This is a genomic window from Oerskovia sp. USHLN155, assembly GCF_037145535.1.
Taxonomy (GTDB): Bacteria; Actinomycetota; Actinomycetes; order Actinomycetales; family Cellulomonadaceae; genus Oerskovia; species Oerskovia rustica.
In genome coordinates this window covers 64,157-85,637 of record NZ_JBBCXG010000012.1, presented here as the reverse complement: position 1 = coordinate 85,637, position 21,481 = coordinate 64,157, and the positions used below count along the sequence as shown (strand labels likewise).

Here is a 21,481-nt window from a genome sequence, read left to right as displayed (position 1 = left end):
CGCGCCGAGGGCTGACGGCCGCGAGGGCCGCGCCGAGAGGGCCGACGGTCCCTCGCTCTCACCCCACCGGCACGCCCAGCCCCTCGATCGGCTCGATCCCGGGCAGCCGCGCGAGCAGCGCGCCCGGCAGCAGCAGCTTCGACCGGCGCAGCCCGCTCCCGATGAGCGCGGGCTCGCCGTCGGTCGCCACGCGCGCGTCGAGCAGCACGCGCCACCCTTCCGGGAGCCCGACCGGGGTGATCCCGCCGTACTCCATGCCGGACTCGGCGACCGCCCGGTCCGTGGGCAGGAACGAGGCCTTGCGCACGTCGAGCAGCGACCGCACGCGCGAGTTCACGTCGGCGCGGGTCGTGGCGCGCACGACGGCCGCCGCGATCCGTTCGTCGCCCCCGCGCCGTCCGGCGACCAGGACGCAGTTCGCCGAGGCGACCGGCGGCAGGTCGTGCGCCGCGTTGAGGGTCGCGGTGTCCGCGAGGTCGGGGTCGATCTCGACGACGGCGACCTGCTCGGCCACCCGCGGGTCCTGCGCGGCCCAGCGGGCGAGGGCCTGCGCGACGGGCGGCGCGAGCAGGTCGAGCCTGTCCGCGGCCGGGACCCAGGCGAGGTCGCCCAGGGTCGGGAGCGTCGCCGGCCCGTTCGTGCCCTGACTCATGCGGTGACCAGGATCTGGTAGGTCGGTGTGATGGTCGCGCGCGCGATCGTGTGGAACAGCGCGGCGATCGCGACGGCCGTCGGTGGCGTCGAGGGGGTCACGTCGAGCCTCTCGACGTCGAGCGCGTGCACCGCGAAGACGTACCGGTGCGGCCGGTCCCCGGGCGGAGGTGCGGCGCCCAGGTAGCCGGGGCCTCCGCCGTCGTGCCGGGTCTGGAACGCGCCCTGCGGGAGGTAGCCGCCGCCGGGGGATCCCGCCCCCTGCGCGAGGGTCACCGTGGCGACCGGGAGGTTGACCACGGTCCAGTGCCAGTACCCCGCGGGGGTCGGCGCGTCGGGGTCGAAGCAGTTGACCAGGAACGAGCGCGTGGCCGCGGGGAAGTGGTTCCAGGCGAGCTCGGGCGAGCGGTTGTCGCCCTCGGCCGCGTGGGTGCGCGACATGGGCTCACCCTGCACGACGTCGTCGCTCGTCACCGTGAAGAGCGGCACCGGGGGCAGCAGCGAGTAGGGGTCGGGGGCGATCGGACGGTCGGCGAGGTTCATCGGTCCATCGTGCCCGGTGGGTCCTGGAGGGGCCAGAGGAGACGGGTTCACATGCATGGAGCAAGGAGGGGGGGTGCAGGGGTGAGGCGAGGGTGTGGGGGTCCGGGCATGTGGGGCGCTCTCGAGCGATCGGCACGTGTTCTCGTGGCCTTCGTCGCCGGGTCGAGGGTTCGCACGCTGCCCCCGGCGACGGGTTCGAGGTCCAGAATCGTTGATATCTCGCCCTTTCTGGCTCGAGCCTGAGGTGTCGCCTGAGGCTTCCGGAATGCCTGCATCCGAGGTTGATGGTTGCGTGGTGGTGAAAGTCTCAAGCGGGGATCGACTCTTGGCGGCGACCGGGTGAGACGAGTTGACACCCCCTCGGGGAGCGCGTGTACTGGAAGTGTTCGAACATCTGTTCGAATGTCTTCGAGCGTGCAGGAGGTGTCATGACCCTGGTCGACGACGCCCTCCGGGAGGCCCTGGACGGCCCCGTGACCGCCGTCACCACCACCGCCGCGCGGGCGGCGATCGATCTCGCCGACCCGCTCGCGCCCGCCGAGCCCACGCACGCCCAGCGGGCGCTCCTGGCCCGGTCGGTGCTGCGCCGCGCGGAGCTCTCGGCCCGGCGCGCACCGGGGAGCACGGGGGAGGAGAAGCTCCTCCCCGTCCCCGACGAGCTGGCCGACCTGCTCCCGTTCGGCGGGCTCCAGCGCGGCACCGCCGTGGTGGTCGACGGCTCGACCTCGCTCCTGCTCGCTCTGCTGTCCGAGGCATCGCGCACGGGGGCCTGGACGGCGATGGTCGGCTTCCCGCGGCTCGGGGTCCTCGCGGCCGCCGAGGCCGGGATCGACCTCGCCCGTGTCGCCCTCGTCCCGTCCCCGGGCCCCGACGCCGCCGCGGCCGTCGCGGCCCTGCTCGACGGCATCGACGTCGTCGTGGTCGGGCCGCAGGCCGCGCTGACCGACGCCGACCGCCGACGCCTGACCTCCCGGGCCCGCGAGCGCGGGAACCTCCTCGTCGCGGCGCAGCCCTGGGCCGGGGCGCACGTGGTCCTCACGGTCCGCGAGGGCACGTGGTCCGGCACGGACCACGGCGCCGGGTACCTGCGCAGGCGCCGGCTCACGGTCCAGCGCAGCGGGCGGGCCGGCGCCTCGCGAGGCATCGAGCGCCAGGTCGAGCTGCCGCTGCGCGGGGGCGCCGTGAAGAACCCGCGGCAGGTCGAGAAGACCCCGCCCGGCCTCCGGCTCGTCGGATGAGCGCCGAGACCACCGCCACCCGCACGGCGGTCCTGTGGGTGCCGGACTGGCCGGTCGTCGCCGCGATGGGCACGGCCCAGGTCCCCGCGCACGTGCCCGCGGCCACGCACGACGGGCGCCGCGTCCTCGCGGTCTCGGCCACCGCGCGGGCGCAGGGCGTGCGCCGGGGGATGCGACGCCGTCGGGCGCAGGAGTGCTGCCCCGATCTCGCGCTGCTCGACGCCGACGACGCGCGCGACGCGCGCGAGTTCGAGCCCGTCGCGCTCGCCGCCGAGACCGTGGTCGCGGGCATCGAGGTCGCGCGCCCGGGCCTGCTGCTCCTGCCCTCGGGCGGCCCCGCGCGCTACCACGGCACCGAGGAGCGCCTCGCGCAGGTGCTCGTCGAACGGGTCGCGGCGGACACCGGCCACGAGAGCCAGGTCGGCGTCGCCGACGGGATCCTGGCCGCGGTGCTGGGCGCGCGGGCCTCGCTCGTCGTGCCCGCAGGGACCTCCCGGGCCTACCTGGCCCCGCGCCCGCTGGGCGAGCTCGCGCACGTCGTGGTGGGCGACGCCCAGCCCGTCGCGCAGCTCGTCGACCTCCTGGGCCGCCTCGGCGTGCGGACCTTCGCGGACCTCGCGGCGCTGCCCGCCGCGAGCGTCCTGTCCCGCTTCGGCGACCTGGGGGCCTGGGCGCAGCGCCTCGCGCAGGGCGAGGACCTGCGCCCGCCCGCGAGGCGCCGTATCGAGGCGGACGTCGCCGTCGAGTGCGAGCTCGACCCGCCCGCCGAGCGCGTCGACGTCGCGACCTTCGCGGCCCGTCGCCTCGCCGAGGACCTGCACGCCCAGCTCGTCGAGCGGTCCTCGTCGTGCGGGCGGCTGCGCATCACGGCCCGCACCGAGGACGGGCGCGAGCTCGAACGGACCTGGCGCTGCGACGACGGCGCCATGGGCGGGCTCACCGCGGCCCGCATCACCGACCGCGTGCGCTGGCAGCTCGAGGGGTGGCTCACGGCGTCGCGCGTCGCGCTGGGGCAGCGGCAGCGGCAGGGTCGGGGGACGCGCCGGGACCACCATGCACAGACCAGCCACGACGACCTGCCGGACCGGCCCGAGGACCGGCCCTCGCCGCTCGTGCGGCTCGCGATCACGGCGGAGGAGGTCGTGGCCGCGGGCGTCGAGCAGCCGCGGCTGTGGGGCGCGTCGAGCGGCGAGGACGCCCGCGCCCAGCGCGCCCTGGGGCGTGTCCAGGGCCTCCTGGGCGGAGACGGCGTCCTGAGCGTCGTCACGCAGGGCGGGCGCGACGTCCACGACCAGGTCCACCTCGCGCCCTGGGGGGACGCGGCCCCCGCGCCGCGGCGCGCGGACCTGCCGTGGCCGGGGCGCCTGCCCGAGCCCGCGCCCGCCCTCGTCCTGGACGTCCCGGAGGACGTCACCGTCCTGGACGACGCCGGAGCGCCCGTCCGCGTCGACGTGCGCCTCGCGATGAGCGCACCGCCCGTGACCGTGCGATGGCTCGCGCCACGCGCCGGGGCGAGCAGGCGGGTGCTCGGCTGGGCCGGGCCGTGGCCGCTCGCCGAACGCTGGTGGAGCGAGACGCCGAGCCGTCGGGCATACCTCCAGGTGCTGCTCGACGACGGGCGCGGCGTGCTGCTCGCGAGCGCCCAGGGACGGTGGACCGTGGAGGCCGTCTATGACTAGGGCCGCCCCGCCGGGAGCCGGGGCGCGCCCGACGCCACGCTACGCCGAGCTGCACGCGCACTCGGCCTTCAGCTTCCTCGACGGCGCGAGCCACCCCGAGGAGCTCGCGGCCGAGGCCGCACACCTGGGGCTGTCCGCGCTCGCGGTGACGGACCACGACGGCCTGTACGGGGTCGTGCGCTTCGCGACCGCCGCGCGCGCGGTGTCCCTGCCGACCGTGTTCGGCGCCGAGCTGCACCTGCCCGTCGCGCCCGCCCCCGGCGCCGCCCCCGTCCTGGACGCGCCCACGGGCGTGCCCGACCCGCGTGCGTCCCACCTGCTCGTCCTGGCCCGCGGCCCGGACGGGTACCGCAACCTGTCGAGCGCGATCGCGACCGCGCACCTCGCGACGGGCACCAAGGGTGCGGCCGACTATCGGCTCGAACGGCTCGGCGATCAGTCGGACGGCCAGTGGCTCGTCCTCACGGGCTGCCGCAAGGGTGCCGTGCGCTCCGCGCTTCTCACCGAGGGGCCGCGGGCCGCCCGGCGCGAGCTCGACCGGCTCGTGCAGGTCTTCGGTGCCGACAACGTGGCCGTGGAGATCACCGACGCGGGCGACCCCCGCGACAGCGACCTGTGCGACGCGCTCGCCGAGCTCGCCGCGGGCGCGCACCTGCCGCTCGTCGCGACCGGCAACGTGCACTACGCGCGCCCTCGCGACGCCGCCCTCGCGGGGGCGCTCGCGGCCGTGCGCGCCCGGTCGTCGCTCGACGACATGGACGGTTGGCTGCCCGGTGCCCCCACCGCGCACCTGCGCTCGGCGGCCGAGATGCTCGACCGGCACCGCCGCCACCCGCAGGCCGTGGCGACCGCGGCGGAGCTGGGCGCCGAGTGCCAGTTCGACCTGCGCCTCGTGGCCCCCGAGCTGCCGCCGTACCCGGTGCCCGCGGGGCACGACGAGAGGTCGTGGCTGCGCGTGCTCGTGGAGCGAGGGGGCACCGACCGCTACGGTCCCCGAGGGGCCGAGCACGAGCCCGGGGCGTGGCGGCAGATCGACCACGAGCTCGCGATCATCGAGCAGCTCGGCTTCCCGGGGTACTTCCTCATCGTGTACGACCTCGTCGAGTTCTGCCGCGCCCGCGGCATCCTCGCGCAGGGGCGCGGCTCGGCCGCGAACTCGGCCGTCTGCTACGCGCTGGGCATCACGGCCGTGGACGCCGTCAAGCACGGTCTGCTGTTCGAGCGCTTCCTCGCGCCCGAGCGCGACGGCCCCCCGGACATCGACGTCGACATCGAGTCGGTGCGCCGCGAGGAGGTCATCCAGTACGTGTACGAGCGGTTCGGGCGCACGCACGCGGCGCAGGTCGCCAACGTCATCTCCTACCGGCCGAAGTCCGCGGTGCGCGACGCCGCGCGGGCCCTCGGGCACGACGTCGGGCAGCAGGACGCGTGGAGCAAGTCGATCGAGCGCTGGGGGTCGCTGCGCGGGCCCGACCCGTCGAGCCCCGCGGCGGACCGGGCGGTCCGCGACCAGGCGATCGCGCGGCGCGGGGCGCACGGGTCGGCCCCTGGGGTCGCCGCCGCGCCCGCCGTCGTGACCCGCACCGCGGCGAAGGACGCCCGCACGGCCGAGGTCTGGGGGACCGGCGAACCCCGGCAGCGTGCGCAGCGGCGCCGCCCCGACCGCCCGCACGCAGGTCACGCCGACTGGACCCCCGACCTGTCGGGTCGCGTCGTCGACCCGCTCGCCCACGACGACAACGACAGGCGGGACGACCCCACGCTGCGCTCCGACGACCCGCACGACGTCGTGCCCGCGCGCCGTCCGCCGTCGGCAGCCGAGGAGGGCGAGATCCCGGGCCCGGTGCTGAGCCTCGCGGAGCGCCTCCTGAGACTCCCGAGGCACCTCGGGATCCACTCGGGCGGCATGGTCATGTGCGACCGCCCGGTGATCGAGGTGTGCCCGGTCGAGTGGGCGCGCATGGAAGGGCGCACGGTCCTGCAGTGGGACAAGGAGGACTGCGCGGACGCGGGGCTCGTGAAGTTCGACCTGCTGGGCCTGGGGATGCTCACGGCGATCCGGGTCGCGTTCGAGCTGATCGCCGAGCACGAGGGGCTCGCCCTCGAGCTGCACTCGCTGCCCGACGACGACCCCGCGGTGTACGACCTGCTGTGCGCGGCGGACACGGTCGGGGTGTTCCAGGTCGAGTCGCGCGCCCAGATGGCGACGCTGCCGCGCCTGCAGCCGCGCACGTTCTACGACATCGTGATCGAGGTCGCGCTCATCCGTCCCGGCCCCATCCAGGGCGGCTCGGTGCACCCGTACATCAACCGTGCGCGCGGCCGGGAGAAGGTCACGTTCCTGCACCCGCTGCTCGAGAAGTCGCTCGCGAAGACGCTGGGCGTGCCGCTCTTCCAGGAGCAGCTCATGCAGATGGCGATCGACGTCGCGGGCTTCAGCGCGGCCGAGGCGGACCAGCTGCGCCGCGCGATGGGCTCCAAGCGGTCGGTCGAGCGCATGGAGGCGCTGCACGGGCGGCTCCTGGACGGCATGGCGAGGAACGGGGTCGCCCCGGACGTCGCCGAGCAGATCTTCGACAAGCTCAAGGCGTTCGCGGACTTCGGGTTCCCCGAGTCGCACGCCTACTCGTTCGCGTACCTCGTGTACGCGAGCGCGTGGCTCAAGGTGCACCACCCGGCCGCGTTCTACGCGGGCCTGCTCGCGGCGCAGCCCATGGGGTTCTACTCGCCGCAGTCGCTCGTCGCGGACGCGCGCCGTCACGGGGTCACGGCGTTGCGCCCGGACGTCAACGCGTCGGGCGTCAAGGCGGGGGTCGAGCGGCTGCCCCGCGCGTCGGCGAGCCGGGCGGCGAAGGAGGGGTCGCCGTCGGGCAGGGACGTGCGGCCCGACGGCGCCGCGCACCCCGACCTGTCCCTCGCGGTGCGCATGGGGCTGGGCAGCGTGCGCGGGGTGGGGGACCCGGTTGCGGAGGCGGTCGTCGCGGCGCGGGCGGCCGGGCCGTTCACGGACCTGCGCGACCTGGTGCGGCGTGTCGACCTGACCACGACCCAGCTCGAGGCCCTCGCGACGGGCGGCGCGCTCGAGTCCTTGGGCGTGGCCCGGCGCGAGGCGCTGTGGGCCGCGGGGGCGCTCGCCCAGGAGGGGCCGGACACGCTGCCCGGGGTCTCGGTCGGGGTCGAGGCGCCCACGCTGCCGGGCATGAGCGAGGTCGAGACCGCCGTCGCGGACGTGTGGGCCACGGGCGTCTCGACCGACTCGTACCCGACCCGGTACGTGCGCCCCGGGCTGCGACGGGCCGGGGTCATCACGGTCGCGGAGGCCGTCGTGCACGAGGCCGGTCGGCGGGTCGCGGTCGGAGGAGTCGTGACCCACCGCCAGCGCCCCGGGACGGCGGGCGGCGTGACGTTCCTGTCGATCGAGGACGAGACGGGGCTGCTCAACGTCATCTGCACGCCCGGCCTGTGGCAACGGTTCCGGCGGGTCGCGCGGTCGTCGCCCGCGCTCGTGGTGCGGGGCCGTCTCGAACGGGCCGACGGCGCCACGAACCTCCTCGCGGAGCACCTCGCGCCGCTGTCGCTGCAGGTCGCGTCGCGGTCGCGGGACTTCCAGTAGGGCTCCGCTGGCATACTCGGGCCCATGACCGGACCTGCACGCGCCAGCCGTCGATCGATGCCCGCTCTCCTTGCCGGGGGTGCCGCTGCCGCCTTCGTCCTGCTGACCGGGTGCGGGGTGGACCCGGTCACGCCCGACGATCTCCTGGAGGCGCAGAGCGAGCTGACGTCGGGCGTCGCGTTCGTGTCCTCGAGCGGGCGCTCGGCGATCGATCTGACAGTCGAGCCCGGTGCGCTCCAGGTCGCGGACCGAGCGGACGCACCGAGCGCTGCGCCGCTCACCGTGGCGGTCACGTGCGAGGGCGACGGCGACGCGCACGTGGGGTTCGACGGGGCGGACCTCGGGACGGTCTCGTGCGGGTTCCGCCCCGGGGACACGGGGTACGTCGCGCTGACGACCGCCGACGAGGTGGACCTGGGCCTCAGCCATGCCGTCACCGTCGAGGCGGGCACGGGGGCGGGCGTCGCGGTGTCGGTGCTGGTCGCGCAGGAAGGCTGACCGGGGGCTTCGCCGCACACCGCGGCCGCGTACGACGGGCAGCGCCGGGCTCACGGTGCTGTGACGCGGGAGCGGGCCCGTCGAGATGAGGCCAGCTGGGGTCGTTTCGCCGGAGGAACCCCAGTTGGCCGCATCTCGACCGGTCGGCGCCTACCCCTGCTTGGCCCCGATCTCCAGGGCCCGGCCGTGGACACCGCCCAGGACGTCTGCCCCGGCAAAGCCCTCCCAGACGGAGGCCGACACCTCGAGCGACGTCGCGAGGCCGAGCACGTAGTCCACACCCCAGCTCTCGTCGACCACCTCGAAGCGCCACGGGCGCGGGCGAGGGCCCGGCCACGGCGGAAGCTGGGGGCGCCGCGGAGGAGTGGGGCACCAGTCGTCGACGTCGACGTCGAACCCGACGTGCAGGTGGTGCGCCGTGAACGCGAGCTGGACGAGCGCGGCGCCCGCGTGGAACCCGGTGCGCATCCCGTCCGGAGGTCCGGGCGGCAGCGGCTGCGGGTTGAGGAAGACCTCGGCCCCTCGGGAACTGGTGAAGGGGCCGTACGGGTTGCCCAGCAGGTCGAAGATCGCTGGGTGCCGTCGGCCGATGAGTGTCAGCGCGCTGGTCGTGAGTGCCATGGTGCCCCCTCCTTCGGTGGGCGGGCGCGGATGCACCCGCTACCTGGAAGGAGACCGCCCGGACCGACGGTGATGCACCGCGTGGCGGTCAGGCGAGCGGCTTGCGCATGCTGAAGTTGGTCAGCGAGACACCTCGGAGCACGGGCTGACGCTCCTCGACCACGACGAATCCGTGCTTCTCGAAGAAGGGACGTGCGGTGAGGCTCGCGTACGTCGTGAGCTCGACGGCTCCGTGCTCGCGGGCTGCGCGCGTCACGTGCTCGAGCAGCGCGGACGCGACGCCGCGTCGGGTCACCGCGGGATCGACGAACATCATGTCGACGTACCCGCGCTCGTCGACGTCGCTGAAGCCGAGGACCTCGTCGCCCTCGACGGCGACGACCGTGCCGGTCTGCAGGCGCTTGACCGCCCAGACGTCGAGCGGGATGTCGTCCGACCCCCAGGCCGCGATCTGCTCGGGCGAGTAGTCCTTGCTCGCCGTGACCCGCACGGCTCGGAGGAACACGCGGAGCGTCGCTTCCGCGTCGGACTCGTCGTAGGCACGCAGGATCATGCGGTCGAGCCTAGTCCGAGGTGGATGCGGCCCTGCGACGCCGCGGGTGCCGGAGCTCGTCGCCCGGGAGGTCGGGCAGGGGACGGCGCGGCCCGCAGACGGTCGTGACCGCGCGGTGGGCGTGCTCGCGCGCCTGCGCCACGGTCGGAGCGGGAGCCAGGCCGAGCAGGCGTCGCCGGTGCGCCTCGCCGAGGAGGAGCGTGTACAGGGCCTCGGCGAGCGAGCGGGTGGCATCGTCGACCGGGGCGCTCGGGGCGCTCGGGGCGCTCAGGGCGCTCGGGGCGCTCGGGGCGGCGCCGAGGTGCACGGCGAGGTGGTGGGCGAGCGCCTCGGTCGAGCTCGCGGGCCCGTGGGTGTAGAACGCCGCGGCCAGGTCGGGGAACTGCAGCGCCTCCGCGATGACGAGCCGGTGCAGGGTGACCGCCTGGTCGCCGTGCAGGGTGTGGACGATCCGGGTGGCGAGCGACTCGAGGTCCTCCCCGGTGATCGTGTGCTCGTGCGCGTGCTGGCTCTCGACCGCGGCGACGAAGAGCCCGGCCTTGTCCGTGAAGTGCTGGTAGATGGTGCGCTTGGTCACGCCTGCCTCGCTCGCGACGGCCTCGATCGTGGTCGCGCCGTACCCGCGCGCGCCGAAGATCTGGATCGCGACGTCGAGCAGCCCGGCCCGACGAGCCGCCCGCTCTGCCGTGCGTGGCCGCCCGGGGCGTCGCGCCGTCGCCGGGCCCGTCGATCCGTCCGCTGTCGTCGTCATGCATTAATGATACGGTCGCGTTTCATTTTCTGCGAACGAGGAGATCACCGGTGGGTGGACACAGAGTGCTGCACGTGGCCTTCAGCGACGACTGGGAGGCCTGCGAGCGCTTCGGCGAGTACAACGTCGCCACGCGCAACACGTTGTACGAGGTCGAGGGGTTCGTCCATGCGACGACCCTGGCGGGGTTGCCGTCGGTGCTCGACGGCCGCTACGCCGACGCCTCGATCCCGCTCGTCCTCGCCGTGATCGACGAGGACTCCCTCGCGGACGAGGGCATCGAGGTCGCCTGGGAGCCGCAGGACGGAGCCCCCGGTGGCCTGGTCCCACGGATCCTGGGCGCGTTCCCCATGGACGGGCGGACGGTCGCGGCGGTCGTCGAGCTCGACCGCGTCGCCGGCCGGTGGGTGGTCCCGGACCTGTCGGGGCTCTCGGTCCGCCCCTGACCGTACCTCCGACCGCCTCACCCCCGGGTGACGACGTTGACCACCCGCGGTGCCCGCACGACGACTCGGACCACCGCGCGCCCGGCCACGGCGCGCCGGACGGCCTCGCGCCCCAGCGCAGTCTCCTGGAGCTCGTCCTCGCCGACCGCCGCGTCCACCATGACCCGGTCCCGCACGCGGCCGTCGACCTGCACCACGGCCTCGACCGTCGACTCGGCCAGCAGGGCGGGATCGACCGGTGGCCATCCGGCCACCGCGACCGAGGGGGCGTGCCCGAGGGCTGCCCACATCTCCTCGGCCGTGTACGGGGCGAACAGGCTCAGCAGGATCGCGAGGGACTCGGCTGCCTCCCGCACGGCGGGGTCGGCAGGCCCCGGTCCGGCGTCGATCGCCCGCCGTGCCGCGTTCGTGAGCTCCATGACGCGCGCCACGGCCACGTTGAACCGGGACGTGTCGAGCGACCCGGTGACGTCGTGGACCGTCCGGTGCGTGACCCGGCGCAATGCGGCATCGCCGCCTGTCGCCGCGGGGCTGGCCGTCGACCATGCGCGGGCGACGGCCGGGCTCGTCACGTCCTGGGCCACGCGCAGCACCCGGCCCAGGAACCGCTGCATGCTCCCGGGGGACAGGGCCGCCCAGTCGACGTCGTCCTCGGGCGGCCCGGCGAAGACCATCGTGAGCCGCACCGCGTCGACCCCGTACGCGTCGAGCTGGGCCCCGAGGTCCACGCCGTTGCCGAGCGACTTGCTCATGGCCCGGCCCTGGTTGATCACCTGCCCCTGGTTGAGCAGGGTGGCGAACGGTTCGACGACGTCGACCAGGCCCATGTCGTGCAGCACCTTGGTCACGAAGCGGCTGTAGAGCAGGTGCAGGACGGCGTGCTCGACGCCCCCGACGTACTGCGCCACGGGCATCCATCGACGCACCGCCTCGGGGTCGAACGGCCCTTCCGTGTGTCCCGGGGAGCAGTAGCGCAGGAAGTACCAGGACGAGTCGACGAACGTGTCGAGCGTGTCCGTGTCCCGTCGGGCCTCGCGCCCGCAGCGCGGGCAGGTGGTGCGTACCCAGTCCTCGGCACCGGCCAGGGGAGAGACCCCGCGGGGGGCGAGGGCCTCGCCCCGCAGGTCGGGCAGGCGGACGGGCAGCTCGTCGTCGGGCACGGGGACCTCCCCGCACGCGGCGCAGTGCACGATCGGGACGGGGGCTCCCCAGAAGCGCTGGCGCGAGACCAGCCAGTCGCGCAGGCGGTGCACGACCTGCGGCCCGCCGCGCCCCTGGGCGGACAGCCACGTCGTGGCGCGCGCGGCGGCCTCGGCGGGGGACAGGCCGTCGAGCGTCAGCCCACCTCCGTCCGAGTGCACGACGACGTCGCGCGCCTGCGAGGTCCCGTCGCCCGGCGCGGTGGTCAGGACCGGGCGCACGGCCAGCCCGTGGCGTGCGGCGAAGGCCCGGTCGCGCTCGTCGTGCGCGGGGACTCCCATGACGACCCCCGACGCGTACCCGGGCAGCACGTGGTCGGCGGCCCACACGGGCAGTCGTTCGCCCGTCGCCGGGTGCTCCACCCAGGTCCCCAGGAAGAGACCGGTCCTCTCGTGCGAGGTGGCCTGGCGGTCGATGTCGCTCAGGGCCAGGCTCGCGGCGCGGTACGTCTCGAGCGCCTCGGCGTGCTCGGGTGCGCACAGCTCGCGGGCGACGTCGGCGTCGGGGGCCACGGCCAGGAACGTCACGCCGAACAGCGTCTCGGGCCGGGTGGTGAACGCCGACACGGTGCGCCGGCCCGCGTGCGGCGTCCGGGCACCGCGTGCGTCCACCCCGTCGACGAGCGCGAAGTCGACCCGCGCCCCTGCGCTGCGTCCGATCCAGTGGCGTTGCATGGCCAGGACCTTCTCGGGCCAGTGCCCGACGAGCGCGTCCATGTCGTCGACGAGCCGGTCGGCGTAGTCGGTGATGCGCAGGAACCACTGGGTCAGGTCGCGCCGGACGACCCGTGTGCCGCACCGTTCGCAGGCTCCGTCCACGACCTGCTCGTGCGCGAGCACGGTCCCGTCCTGCGGGCACCAGTTGACGGGGGCTGTGGCGCGGTACGCCAGCCCACGCTCGACCAGGCGCACGAACAGCCACTGCGTCCACCGCATGAACGCCGGGTCGGAGGTCTGCAGACGGCGTGACCAGTCGAACGACACCCCGTAGCGCCGGATCGAGCGGGCCTGGGTCGCGATGTTGGTCTCGGTGAAGACCTCGGGGTGCTCGTCCCGGCGGATCGCGGCGTTCTCGGCGGGCAGCCCGAACGAGTCCCACCCGATGGGGTTCAGCACGTCGTGCCCGAGCTGGCGCCAGTAGCGCGCGACGACGTCCTCGAGCGCGAACACCTCGGCGTGGCCCATGTGCAGGTCACCGGACGGGTACGGGAACATGGTCAGCAGGTAGCGGCGCTCGCGGGCCCCGTCGTCGCGGGCGCGGAACACCCCGAGCGTCTCCCAGGCCTCCTGCCAGTGGTCCTCGACCTCGGCGTGCCGGGCCCGGCCCGTGGTGGTCGGCGGGATGGGCGCTGTCGTCGCGGTGGTGTCCTGGTCCTGCGTCATGGCTTCTCCTCAGCGGTGCTCCGTCCTGTGCGTGGGCACAAAAAAGCCCCTCGGGGTACGAGGGGCTGCCGCGCTGATCGTGCCTCGTCAGCGCGGCGGTGTAAGGAGGAGCGAGGAACGCATGGCGGGGAGCCTAGCAGCCGGCCCGTCTCACGCCAACGGGTCGACGGGCACGACGACGCAGATCTGGAACGTGTCGCGCCCGCGCCGCAGCAGGTAGCGAAAGCTCTCGGTGTCGGCCTCGGCCGCGTACTCGTCGCGGTAGCTCCATCGCACGTCGGCCCACACGAGGCCAGCGCTCGTGGTCCCGAGCGACCGGATCTGCGCGACCGCCCCGACGAGCCCGCGCTCGCGGTAGCTCTCGGCCGCGCCCCGGAAGGACTCGCGCACGGTGTCGGGTTCGCTGATGAGCACCGAGGCCTCGTCGGTCACGACGAGCGCGGGGAACGCGTACGTCTCGGCGATCGTGTCGAGGTCGCCGGCGGCGAGCGCCACGCCGTAGGAGTTGAGGAACCTCTGGACGTCGTCGTGGTCGTAGGCGGTCGCGTCGGACGTGGGGGTCGTCATCCGTTCACGCTAGGCCGGGTGCGCCGAGCCCGCACGAGATGGCGCCCGAGCCGCCGCCTGCACCGCGGCCAGGAGCGCGACCGGGCCCACGAGCTGGGCGCGCGTGTCGGGTGCGGTGGTCCCGGCGACCTGGGCGAGGAAGTGTGCGAGCACGGGCTCGAGGTAGTCCTGCCCGACGTCCAGGTCGCCCTCGACGGTCCCGCCCGTCGTGGTCACGGACGCGTGGAACGGCTGGGTGGGATGCGCGGCGGGGTCCACGCACCGCACACGCACGACGACGTCGCGTCCGCCCGTCGTCGCGGTCACGGTCGCGGTCACGGCGTCGTCCTCGTGCCCGACGGCGGGTTCCTCCCACGTGAGGTCGGCGTCGCCCCCGAGGAGCGAGCGGGCGGCCTCGACGAGGTGGATGCCGAGGAAGTGCAGGCCGTCATGGGGCGAGCCCGGGTCGGCGGGACCGGACACGGTCAGCGTCGTGATCTCGCCGTGCGCGAGGGCAGCGGCCCGCAGCCGTGCGACGTCGGGCACGAAGCGCAACGCCGAGCACGAGGACAGCACGGCCCCGCTCGCGCGGGCCGCGGTCACGAGGTCCACGGCGTCGGCGACCGATGCGGTGAACGGCTTGTCGACCAGCACCGGCAGCCCGGCCCGCACGAAGGGCAGGGCCGCCGCGTGGTGGAGCCGGCCCGCGCGGTGGGCGACGACGACCGCGTCGACCGACGTGACGTCGTCGGGCCCGCCCGCCCGGACCGGGACGCCCGCCGCCGCGCTCCGCTCGGCGAGCTCCGCGACGCGCAGCGGGTCACCGTCCGCGAGGACCGTGACCCGCGCGCCCGGGAAGCGCTGCTCGACGTTCAGCAGGCGCACGTGCTGGTCGGCGTGCGAGGAGTCGAGCCCGACGAGCGCGAGGCGGAGGGTCTGGGTCATCCGGTCATTCTTCCTGACCGGACCAGCTCACCACGCCTGCGCGATGAGCTCGGCGAACAGCTCGCCCTCGTCGACGTCGAGCCCTCGGGAGCGGAACCACGCGCACATGGTCCGGCAGTCGCGCATCAGGAGGTCGGTGCCGTGCGGGTTCGCGACGAGGTCCAGGACCTGCGGCAGGTCGATGATCACGATGCGCTCGCCCTGGGCCAGCACGTTGTAGGGAGACAGGTCGCCGTGCGCGTACCCGTGCGCTGCCAGGACGCCCATGGCGTGCCGGAGCTGGTCCCAGTACGCCTCGACCGTGCCGCCGTCGGGCCGGACGCGGGCCAGGCGAGGGGCCGCGACGCGGCTCGCGGGCGACCCGTCGATCTCGCCGCTGCTCGCGTGCTCCCCGACGAACTCCATGAGGATCTCGGTCCCGTCGATCTGGACCGGGTACGGGACGGGTGCGCCCGCGGACCACAGCATGGTCAGTGCCGCGAACTCGGCGTTGGCCCACTGCGCGGCTGCGGCCTCGCGCCCGTACGAGGACTTGCGCTCGATCGCGCGCCGGTCGCGCGAGCGCCGGACCTGGCGCCCCTCGACGTACGCGGAGTCGCGGTGGAAGGCGCGGTGCTCGGAGCTGCGGTAGCGCTTGGCGGCGAGCAGCGAGAACTGGCCGGGGTCGTCGGGCACCGCGCGCTCGAGCAGGAAGACGTCGGCCTCCTTGCCCGTCTTGAGGACGCCGAGGTCGGTGTCGATCGCGGCGTCGGCGGTCACGACCCAGCCGGGTCGGGGTTCGGGGCCGCGCATGCCCTTCTCGACGCTGGACCACGTGGACCAGCGCTGGTCGGGGTGGAGGTCCGGGTCGAGGTCGTACGGGTCGGTGCCGGAGGCGTCGAACGCCTCGGGTGCGCCGGTGTAGCGGGGGAGTGCGGGAAGGTCGATGTGCTCGTGCACGGGTGGGGCTCCTCGGGTGAGGTGAGGAGCCGGCGTCAGCGGCTGGGGCTCCTCGGGAAGGTGGAGGTGTGGGGAACGACGACGACGGTCATCACGACACCTCTCCTTCTCGCAGCCCCCGGCTGCGCGCTCGCGCCGGACCTTCTCCGGCGAACGTGCCCACCCTCGCACCCGGCGGCGGGGGCGGGCAACGGAATTAACGACCTTCGCGCGGAACCGCCCTCGACGAACCGTGAGGGAGCGGGCGTCAGACCCCGAACGAGGACACGAGCAGCGTGTACGTACCGCTCGTGTCGAGACCCATCTGGGTCAGCAGCGACCACACGACGCCCGCGACGGCGTACGCGGTGACGGGGATCAGGAACAGCCACTCGCGCACGGACCCGGCGTTGCCCAGGACGGGCAGCGCGAAGTTGCCGCCCGGGCGCCAGATGTCGTTGAGCACGTTGGTCCTGCGGACCCAGCGCGGCGCCTTGAACGTGATCGGCCACAGCAGAGGGCACCCGCCCGTGGTCATGACGTCGCCGATGATGTGGACGGTGACGCCGAGCCCGACCGCGACGGGGAGCCAGTTCCACTCCTCGGGGGCCAGGAGCGCGACGAGCACGGCGATCGTGATCGACCCGATCCACGGACCGAGCTTGCCGCCGCGCGTGAGCTTGAGGGCCTTGAGCGCGAACGCGACGAGCAGGATCGCGACGACGCCCGCCCCGACCGCGACGGTCCCGAACGTGTCCGACTCGTACGTCACGAGGCCCGCGAGCCACGCGAGCGCGGTGAAGACCGCGATCCCGAGGATCGAGTGCGTCCCGCGGCGGTGCCCGCCGGAGATGGTCTCCACGAGGTTCGCGACGCCCTCGGAGACGGGCGGCAGCGAGTGCGCGATGGTGCCCGAGTGATGGTCGGCGTCGGGCAGCAGGGCCGCCCCGGCGCACACGATCGCGCCCGTGATGACGCCCACGTCCGAGACGGGATAGATGCCGAGCGTGTACGGGGCGGTCGAGGTGACCGCCACCCATGCGGCCGCGCCGCAGGCGGCGTGGTGGCCACCCATCATGATGCGTTCGTCCCGTCGGTCGTGTTCGTCCAGCAAGCGTGGTTCGCGCGGTCTGTCCCGACGCGACAGCACACCCTACCCGCCAGGGACCGACACCCGACCTCACGTCTTGTCGGACCCCGGCGTCTACAGTGCATGGGACACCACGACGAGCAGGCGACGACCAGGACGGGAGGCACGGCCGTGTCGGATCTGCTGGACCGGCCCGAGGGCCCCGGCACCCCTGAGACACCGGCCGACAGGACGGTGCGGCACGCAGTCTTCGACTCGCCCGTGGGCGAGCTCACCGCGGTCGGCACGGCCGACGGGCTGCGCGCGCTGTACTTCGACGCCCACAGGCGACGCCCCACCGGCGAGACCTTCGGCGAGCGCGACGACGACGCGTTCGAGGAGGTCCGCGTCCAGGTCGGCGAGTACTTCGCGGGGACGCGGCGCGACTTCGACCTGGACCTGGCCCCGGTCGGGGACGGCTTCCAGAAGAAGGTCTGGGCGTTGCTCGCCCAGATCCCGTACGGCGAGACGCGGTCCTACGGCGACCTCGCGCTCGCGCTCGGCGACCGGAACCTGGCCCGCGCCGTCGGTGCGGCCAACGGCCAGAACCCGCTGAGCATCGTCGTGCCCTGCCACCGCGTCGTCGGGGCCGACGGCTCCCTGACGGGGTACGCGGGCGGGCTCGAGCGCAAGCGGTTCCTCCTGGCCCTCGAGGAGTCCGACGAGACGCGCGCGAGCAGGCTCTTCTGATGGTCGACGTCGTGCGGCGCCGTCGGGCACCTCACGTCCCGCGCACCCGGGCCGTCTACCCGACGTGAAGCCCTTCGAACGCGTCGTCGCCGAGCACGGCGCCACGGTCCTGCGGGTGTGCCGCGCGGTCCTCGGCCCCGTGGACGCCGAGGACGCGTGGTCCGAGACCTTCCTGTCGGCCCTCAAGGCGTACCCGCGCCTCGACGAGGGGGCCAACGTCGAGGCCTGGCTCGTGACGATCGCGCACCGCAAGGCGATCGACGTCACCCGCGTCCGTGCCCGCGCCCCGATCGCGGTGCCCGACGTCGCCGGGCTCACCCACGAGCCCAGCCGCGACGGCCTCCCCGAACGGGGCGTCGAGCAGCGCGACGACGACCTGTGGCGGGCGCTCGCGGCCCTGCCGCCCAAGCAGCGCCAGGCCGTGGCCTACCACCACGTCGCGGGGCTGCCCTACCAGGAGGTCGCCGCGATCCTCGGCGGCACCACCGAGGCCGCGCGCCGCGCCGCCTCGGACGGCATGGCGACGCTGCGGCGCACCTACCCGCCCGCCGGCCCCTCGGCCGCGCGTGCCCCCTCCGCTCGCGCCTCGAAAGGAAGTGCCTCATGAACGACACCTCGTTCGACGACGTCGCCTTCCTCGCGACCCTCGGTACCACCCCCGACTCCCAGGCCACGCTCTCGCGGCTGCACGACCGCCTCGCTGCGGGCGCTGCGTCGTCGGGCCTGCTCGACGTCGCCTACCGCACCCTCGACACCCCCGTGGGCACGCTGCTGCTCGCCGCGACCGACCAGGGCGTCGTGCGCATCGCGTTCGACGTCGAGGGCCACGACGCCGTGCTCGACCGCATCGCCCGCACAGTGAGCCCGCGCGTCCTGCGCGCCCCCGGACGCCTCGACCGGCTCGCGACCGAGATCGACGAGTACTTCGCGGGCGAGCGCCGCGCGTTCGACCTGACGCTCGACCTGACCATGGCCTCGGGACCCTTCCGGCGCGAGGTCCTGACCCACCTGCGCGACATCGGCTACGGCCGCACCGAGTCCTACGCGCAGGTCGCGGCGGCCGCGGGCAGCCCGCGCGCCGTGCGGGCCGTGGGCACCGCGTGCGCCAAGAACCCGCTGCCGCTCGTGGTGCCGTGCCACCGGGTCGTGCGCTCGGACGGCACGTCGGGCAGCTACGCGGGCGGCGCGGAGGCCAAGCGCCTGCTGCTCGCCCTGGAGCGAGCCGCATGACCGCCCTGCCCGACGGCGCCGCGACCGCCCCGGCGGCCCGTGCGCCCGAGGCGGGGGCCTGGTCGCGGCGCGTGCCCGTGGTGCTGCCCTTCGACGCGGCCTCGGCCCTCGCGACGCTCGTCGCGCACGCCGTGCCGGGCGTCGACCGTGTCGACCGCCTCGACGTCGACCGCGGGGAGGTGACGCGGCTCGTCGAGACGTGCTCGGGCACCGCGGCCGTGACGGTGCGGCTGACGCCCGAGGAGATCGAGGTGCGGGGGAGCGGCTCCGACCCGGAGGAGGTGTGCGCCCTGGTCGCCCGCTGGTTCGACACCGAGGCCGACCTCGCGACCGTGCACGCCGTCCTGGGCGCCGACCCGTTGCTCGCGCCGTTGCTCGCCCGGCGACCCGGGCTGCGTGTGATCGGGCACCCGTCCGGTTTCGAGGCCGCGGTGACGACGGTCCTGGGTCAGCAGGTCTCGCTCGCGGCGTGCCGGACGTTCGCGGGGCGGCTCACGGCGGCGTACGGGCGCGACGCGGACGTCGTGGGTTCGGAAGGCCTGCGGCTCTTCCCCGACCCGGACACGCTCGCGGGCGCGCAGGCCACGGACCTGCAGTCCGCCGTCGGGATCACGGGAGCCCGGACCCGCACGCTGCTCGCGCTCGCCGCGGCCTGCGTGGACGGGCTGACGCTCGGGCCGGGCACGGCGGGGGACCCGGCGGCGCTCGCGGACACCCGCTCCCGGCTGCTGGCCCTGCCGGGTGTCGGGCCCTGGACCGTGGACTACCTGTCGGTCAAGGTCCTCGGGGACCGCGACGGGTTCGTGCCCGGGGACCTCGTGCTGCGCAAGGCCCTCGGCGGGATCGACGCGCGCGCCGCGGCCGCGACGGCGCAGGCGTGGTCTCCCGTGCGGGCGTACGCCCTCTTCCACCTCTGGACGGACACGGCCTACTGACGCACCGTGCGGACGGCGCGATACTGGGAGCAGGACCACCGACGGGAAGGCGCGCCCCATGAGAACGGTGACGACAGCGATGAGCACCACGAGCCCGGTGAGCACGGCGAGCCCTGACCCCGACGACGTGCGCGACCAGATCGAGGCCGGCGTCCTGTTCGCCAACGGTCGCCTCGCGGGGCGCCGCTTCGCCTCGCTCGCCGAGGCCCAGGCGTGGGCGCACCCCGAGCTCGGCGACCAGGTCGTCGAGTTCAACCCGGTCTGCGACTGCTCGGTCTGAGACCAGGCGCCCTGGGCGCGTTCCGCCCGAGCGGCGGCCGGACGCGCCCCTCGTCCGGCCTGAACCCGCCGCGCGACCTAGGGTGGGAGCGTGACCCGCGAGAGCGCGCCCTACGCCGCCCGCAGCACCGCTGCGCGCATCGACGCGCCTGCGAACCGTCCGGCCGAGGCCAAGGCCGAGGCCGCCGACGGGCAGCCCGAGGCGACCGGTCCGCCCGGCCGGCGCGGCCTGCGCCGCCGGCTCGTCGAGCTGGGCGACGGGTTCTTCTTCGTCTTCGCGGGCCTCGCGGCGGTGTGGCTCGCGTGGCTCGTGCTGAGCGAGTCGATCCACCTCGGCTGGTTCGCGATCCTCTACGTCGTCGCGGTGTGGCTCGTCATCGCCTACCTGGCCCTGCCGCGACTGCACCGCATCCTCACGACGCTCTACGTCCCCGAGTACTTCATCGGCCGCACGCGCACGGCCAACGGGCTGCTGGGCGACCCCGTCAACCTCGCCCTGCTGGGCGAGGAGGGACAGGTCCGGGCCGCGATGCAGGCCGCAGGATGGACGCTCGCCGACGACGTCACGCTCGCCTCGAGCGGACGCATCGTCGCGGCCACGCTCAGCCGGCGCAGCTACGACCAGGCGCCCGTGAGCCCGCTGTTCCTCTTCGGGCGCCAGCAGGACTTCGCGTTCCAGCAGGAGGTCGAGGGGAACCCGTCGCGACGCCACCACATCCGGTTCTGGCGCTGCCCGCCGGGCTGGCCGCTGCCGGGCGGACGTCGCGTCGACTGGCTCGCGGCGGGCACGTACGACCGCTCGGTGGGCTTCTCCCTGTTCACGCTCCAGGTCACGCACAAGATCGAGGCGGACACCGACCAGGAGCGCGACCACGTCGTGGCCACGCTCCTCGGTGCCGACGTGGGTGTCGACGTCGAGGTCATCGAGGACTTCTCGACCGGGTACCACGCACGCAACGGCGGAGGCGACGCGATCCGCACCGACGGCGACCTCCCGGTCGCGGACGTCCGGGGCGTCGCAGCGCCCGTGGCCCACGCGGCGCCGGCGAGCCTCGCGGCCGGACCCGACGGCGCGGGCGACGCCACGAAGCGCGCCGCGCGCCGACCGGCGGCCACCACGGTCGGGGCGCTGCTCGTCGTGCTGGGCGTCGTGGCCGACCTGATCTGGCTCGCGAACCTCGCGCTGCACTGGGACCAGACGCTGCGCTCGCTCTTCCTGGGCGGCGACGTGACCCAGGCCGACATCGACCAGGCGTCCGGACCGCTGCTGGTCCTCGTCGTGGTGCTGCTCTCGCTCGTCGCCCTGTTCCAGCTCTTCCTGGCCTGGCGCGTCTACAAGGGCCGCAACTGGGCGCGGGACCTCGTCATGGTGCTCGCCACGATCAGCACGACGTCGTCGTTCGTCGGGTGGGCCGTGTCCGGGAACCAGATCACGTTCCGCACGACGCTGCTGACCGTGGCGCTCGACATCCTGATGCTGCTCACGCTCTCGAGCCGGGACGCGGCGGCGTACGCGAAGAGCCGCCGAGAGCTACGGCTCGAGCGCCGGGCCGTGCGCCGCGGGTGACGCACTCAGCCCCGAAGGTGACGGGCAACGCCCGAGGTCGCAGACGTCCCGGGACCGTGCATAGGAG

The 21,481-nt window shown here is 74.6% G+C and carries 21 protein-coding genes; 11 read left to right on the top strand and 10 right to left on the bottom strand.

From position 1 onward, the window contains the following. Positions 1 to 58: 58 nt before the first annotated feature. Together WFH32_RS16930 and WFH32_RS16925 are read right to left on the bottom strand one after the other, a co-directional pair. Positions 59 to 652: a YbaK/EbsC family protein gene (locus WFH32_RS16930; protein WP_336708481.1), complete on the bottom strand. Its 594-nt coding sequence runs from the start codon at positions 650 to 652 to the stop codon at positions 59 to 61. After that, positions 649 to 1,194: a YbhB/YbcL family Raf kinase inhibitor-like protein gene (locus WFH32_RS16925; protein WP_336708479.1), complete on the bottom strand. Its 546-nt coding sequence runs from the start codon at positions 1,192 to 1,194 to the stop codon at positions 649 to 651. The genes WFH32_RS16930 and WFH32_RS16925 overlap by 4 nt, the downstream gene beginning before the upstream one ends. Before the next feature lie 428 nt (positions 1,195 to 1,622). Between WFH32_RS16925 and WFH32_RS16920 the strand changes: the two genes are divergently transcribed. The 4 genes from WFH32_RS16920 to WFH32_RS16905 are packed head-to-tail and all read left to right on the top strand — an operon-like array spanning position 1,623 to position 8,222. Beyond that, positions 1,623 to 2,432 (top strand): hypothetical protein, encoded by an 810-nt coding sequence (locus tag WFH32_RS16920; RefSeq protein ID WP_336708477.1) that lies wholly within the window; start codon positions 1,623 to 1,625, stop codon positions 2,430 to 2,432. Next, on the top strand, positions 2,429 to 4,111 hold the full coding sequence (locus WFH32_RS16915; protein ID WP_336708475.1) for a DNA polymerase Y family protein: 1,683 nt from the start codon (positions 2,429 to 2,431) through the stop codon (positions 4,109 to 4,111). The genes WFH32_RS16920 and WFH32_RS16915 overlap by 4 nt, the downstream gene beginning before the upstream one ends. Then, positions 4,104 to 7,724, top strand: a complete 3,621-nt coding sequence (locus WFH32_RS16910) for an error-prone DNA polymerase (RefSeq protein ID WP_336708474.1) — start codon at positions 4,104 to 4,106, stop codon at positions 7,722 to 7,724. Before WFH32_RS16915 ends, WFH32_RS16910 begins: the two co-directional genes overlap by 8 nt. A 24-nt stretch (positions 7,725 to 7,748) precedes the next feature. After that, positions 7,749 to 8,222 (top strand): hypothetical protein, encoded by a 474-nt coding sequence (locus WFH32_RS16905; protein WP_336708473.1) that lies wholly within the window; start codon positions 7,749 to 7,751, stop codon positions 8,220 to 8,222. Positions 8,223 to 8,372: 150 nt separating this feature from the next. Here the strand turns inward: WFH32_RS16905 and WFH32_RS16900 are convergent, their stop codons facing one another. The 3 genes from WFH32_RS16900 to WFH32_RS16890 form a co-directional block, all read right to left on the bottom strand. Beyond that, the gene (locus WFH32_RS16900; protein WP_191796017.1) at positions 8,373 to 8,843 is read right to left on the bottom strand and encodes a hypothetical protein; all 471 of its coding nucleotides are present in this window, start codon (positions 8,841 to 8,843) and stop codon (positions 8,373 to 8,375) included. A gap of 88 nt (positions 8,844 to 8,931) precedes the next feature. Beyond that, on the bottom strand, positions 8,932 to 9,396 hold the full coding sequence (locus WFH32_RS16895; RefSeq protein WP_191796016.1) for a GNAT family N-acetyltransferase: 465 nt from the start codon (positions 9,394 to 9,396) through the stop codon (positions 8,932 to 8,934). Between the two features lie 10 nt (positions 9,397 to 9,406). Beyond that, positions 9,407 to 10,147: a TetR/AcrR family transcriptional regulator gene (locus tag WFH32_RS16890; protein WP_336708472.1), complete on the bottom strand. Its 741-nt coding sequence runs from the start codon at positions 10,145 to 10,147 to the stop codon at positions 9,407 to 9,409. Positions 10,148 to 10,197: 50 nt separating this feature from the next. Here WFH32_RS16890 and WFH32_RS16885 point away from each other — a divergent pair, with 50 nt between their 5' ends. Then, positions 10,198 to 10,593, top strand: a complete 396-nt coding sequence (locus WFH32_RS16885) for a DUF952 domain-containing protein (RefSeq protein WP_191796014.1) — start codon at positions 10,198 to 10,200, stop codon at positions 10,591 to 10,593. Between the two features lie 17 nt (positions 10,594 to 10,610). Here the strand turns inward: WFH32_RS16885 and leuS are convergent, their stop codons facing one another. The 5 genes from leuS to WFH32_RS16860 form a co-directional block, all read right to left on the bottom strand. After that, on the bottom strand, positions 10,611 to 13,175 hold the full coding sequence (gene leuS / locus WFH32_RS16880; protein ID WP_191796013.1) for a leucine--tRNA ligase: 2,565 nt from the start codon (positions 13,173 to 13,175) through the stop codon (positions 10,611 to 10,613). Positions 13,176 to 13,325: 150 nt separating this feature from the next. Continuing rightward, positions 13,326 to 13,742, bottom strand: a complete 417-nt coding sequence (locus WFH32_RS16875) for a hypothetical protein (RefSeq protein ID WP_191796012.1) — start codon at positions 13,740 to 13,742, stop codon at positions 13,326 to 13,328. A 9-nt stretch (positions 13,743 to 13,751) separates the two neighbouring features. Further along, positions 13,752 to 14,666, bottom strand: a complete 915-nt coding sequence (locus tag WFH32_RS16870) for a Gfo/Idh/MocA family protein (protein WP_191796011.1) — start codon at positions 14,664 to 14,666, stop codon at positions 13,752 to 13,754. Between the two features lie 27 nt (positions 14,667 to 14,693). Further along, entirely contained in the window at positions 14,694 to 15,605 is a 912-nt protein-coding gene (locus WFH32_RS16865) for a serine protein kinase RIO (protein WP_318244070.1), read from the bottom strand. A gap of 247 nt (positions 15,606 to 15,852) precedes the next feature. Continuing rightward, on the bottom strand, positions 15,853 to 16,662 hold the full coding sequence (locus WFH32_RS16860) for a metal-dependent hydrolase (RefSeq protein WP_191796010.1): 810 nt from the start codon (positions 16,660 to 16,662) through the stop codon (positions 15,853 to 15,855). Between the two features lie 135 nt (positions 16,663 to 16,797). Between WFH32_RS16860 and WFH32_RS16855 the strand changes: the two genes are divergently transcribed. The 6 genes from WFH32_RS16855 to WFH32_RS16830 all read left to right on the top strand — a co-directional run bounded on the left by WFH32_RS16855 (position 16,798) and on the right by WFH32_RS16830 (position 21,414). Next, complete coding sequence (locus WFH32_RS16855) at positions 16,798 to 17,403, top strand: methylated-DNA--[protein]-cysteine S-methyltransferase (protein ID WP_336708470.1); 606 nt, start codon at positions 16,798 to 16,800, stop codon at positions 17,401 to 17,403. 64 nt (positions 17,404 to 17,467) lie between these two features. After that, the gene (locus WFH32_RS16850; protein WP_191796008.1) at positions 17,468 to 18,010 is read left to right on the top strand and encodes an RNA polymerase sigma factor; all 543 of its coding nucleotides are present in this window, start codon (positions 17,468 to 17,470) and stop codon (positions 18,008 to 18,010) included. Continuing rightward, positions 18,007 to 18,633 (top strand): methylated-DNA--[protein]-cysteine S-methyltransferase, encoded by a 627-nt coding sequence (locus tag WFH32_RS16845; RefSeq protein WP_336708468.1) that lies wholly within the window; start codon positions 18,007 to 18,009, stop codon positions 18,631 to 18,633. Before WFH32_RS16850 ends, WFH32_RS16845 begins: the two co-directional genes overlap by 4 nt. Next, positions 18,630 to 19,568, top strand: coding sequence for a DNA-3-methyladenine glycosylase family protein (locus WFH32_RS16840; RefSeq protein WP_336708467.1), 939 nt, complete (start codon positions 18,630 to 18,632; stop codon positions 19,566 to 19,568). Before WFH32_RS16845 ends, WFH32_RS16840 begins: the two co-directional genes overlap by 4 nt. A gap of 58 nt (positions 19,569 to 19,626) precedes the next feature. Beyond that, positions 19,627 to 19,848 carry a hypothetical protein gene (locus tag WFH32_RS16835; RefSeq protein ID WP_336708465.1) on the top strand — a complete coding sequence of 74 codons (222 nt, stop codon included), beginning with the start codon at positions 19,627 to 19,629 and terminating at the stop codon, positions 19,846 to 19,848. 90 nt (positions 19,849 to 19,938) lie between these two features. Beyond that, positions 19,939 to 21,414, top strand: a complete 1,476-nt coding sequence (locus WFH32_RS16830) for an LssY C-terminal domain-containing protein (RefSeq protein ID WP_336708464.1) — start codon at positions 19,939 to 19,941, stop codon at positions 21,412 to 21,414. Positions 21,415 to 21,481 lie beyond the last annotated feature (67 nt).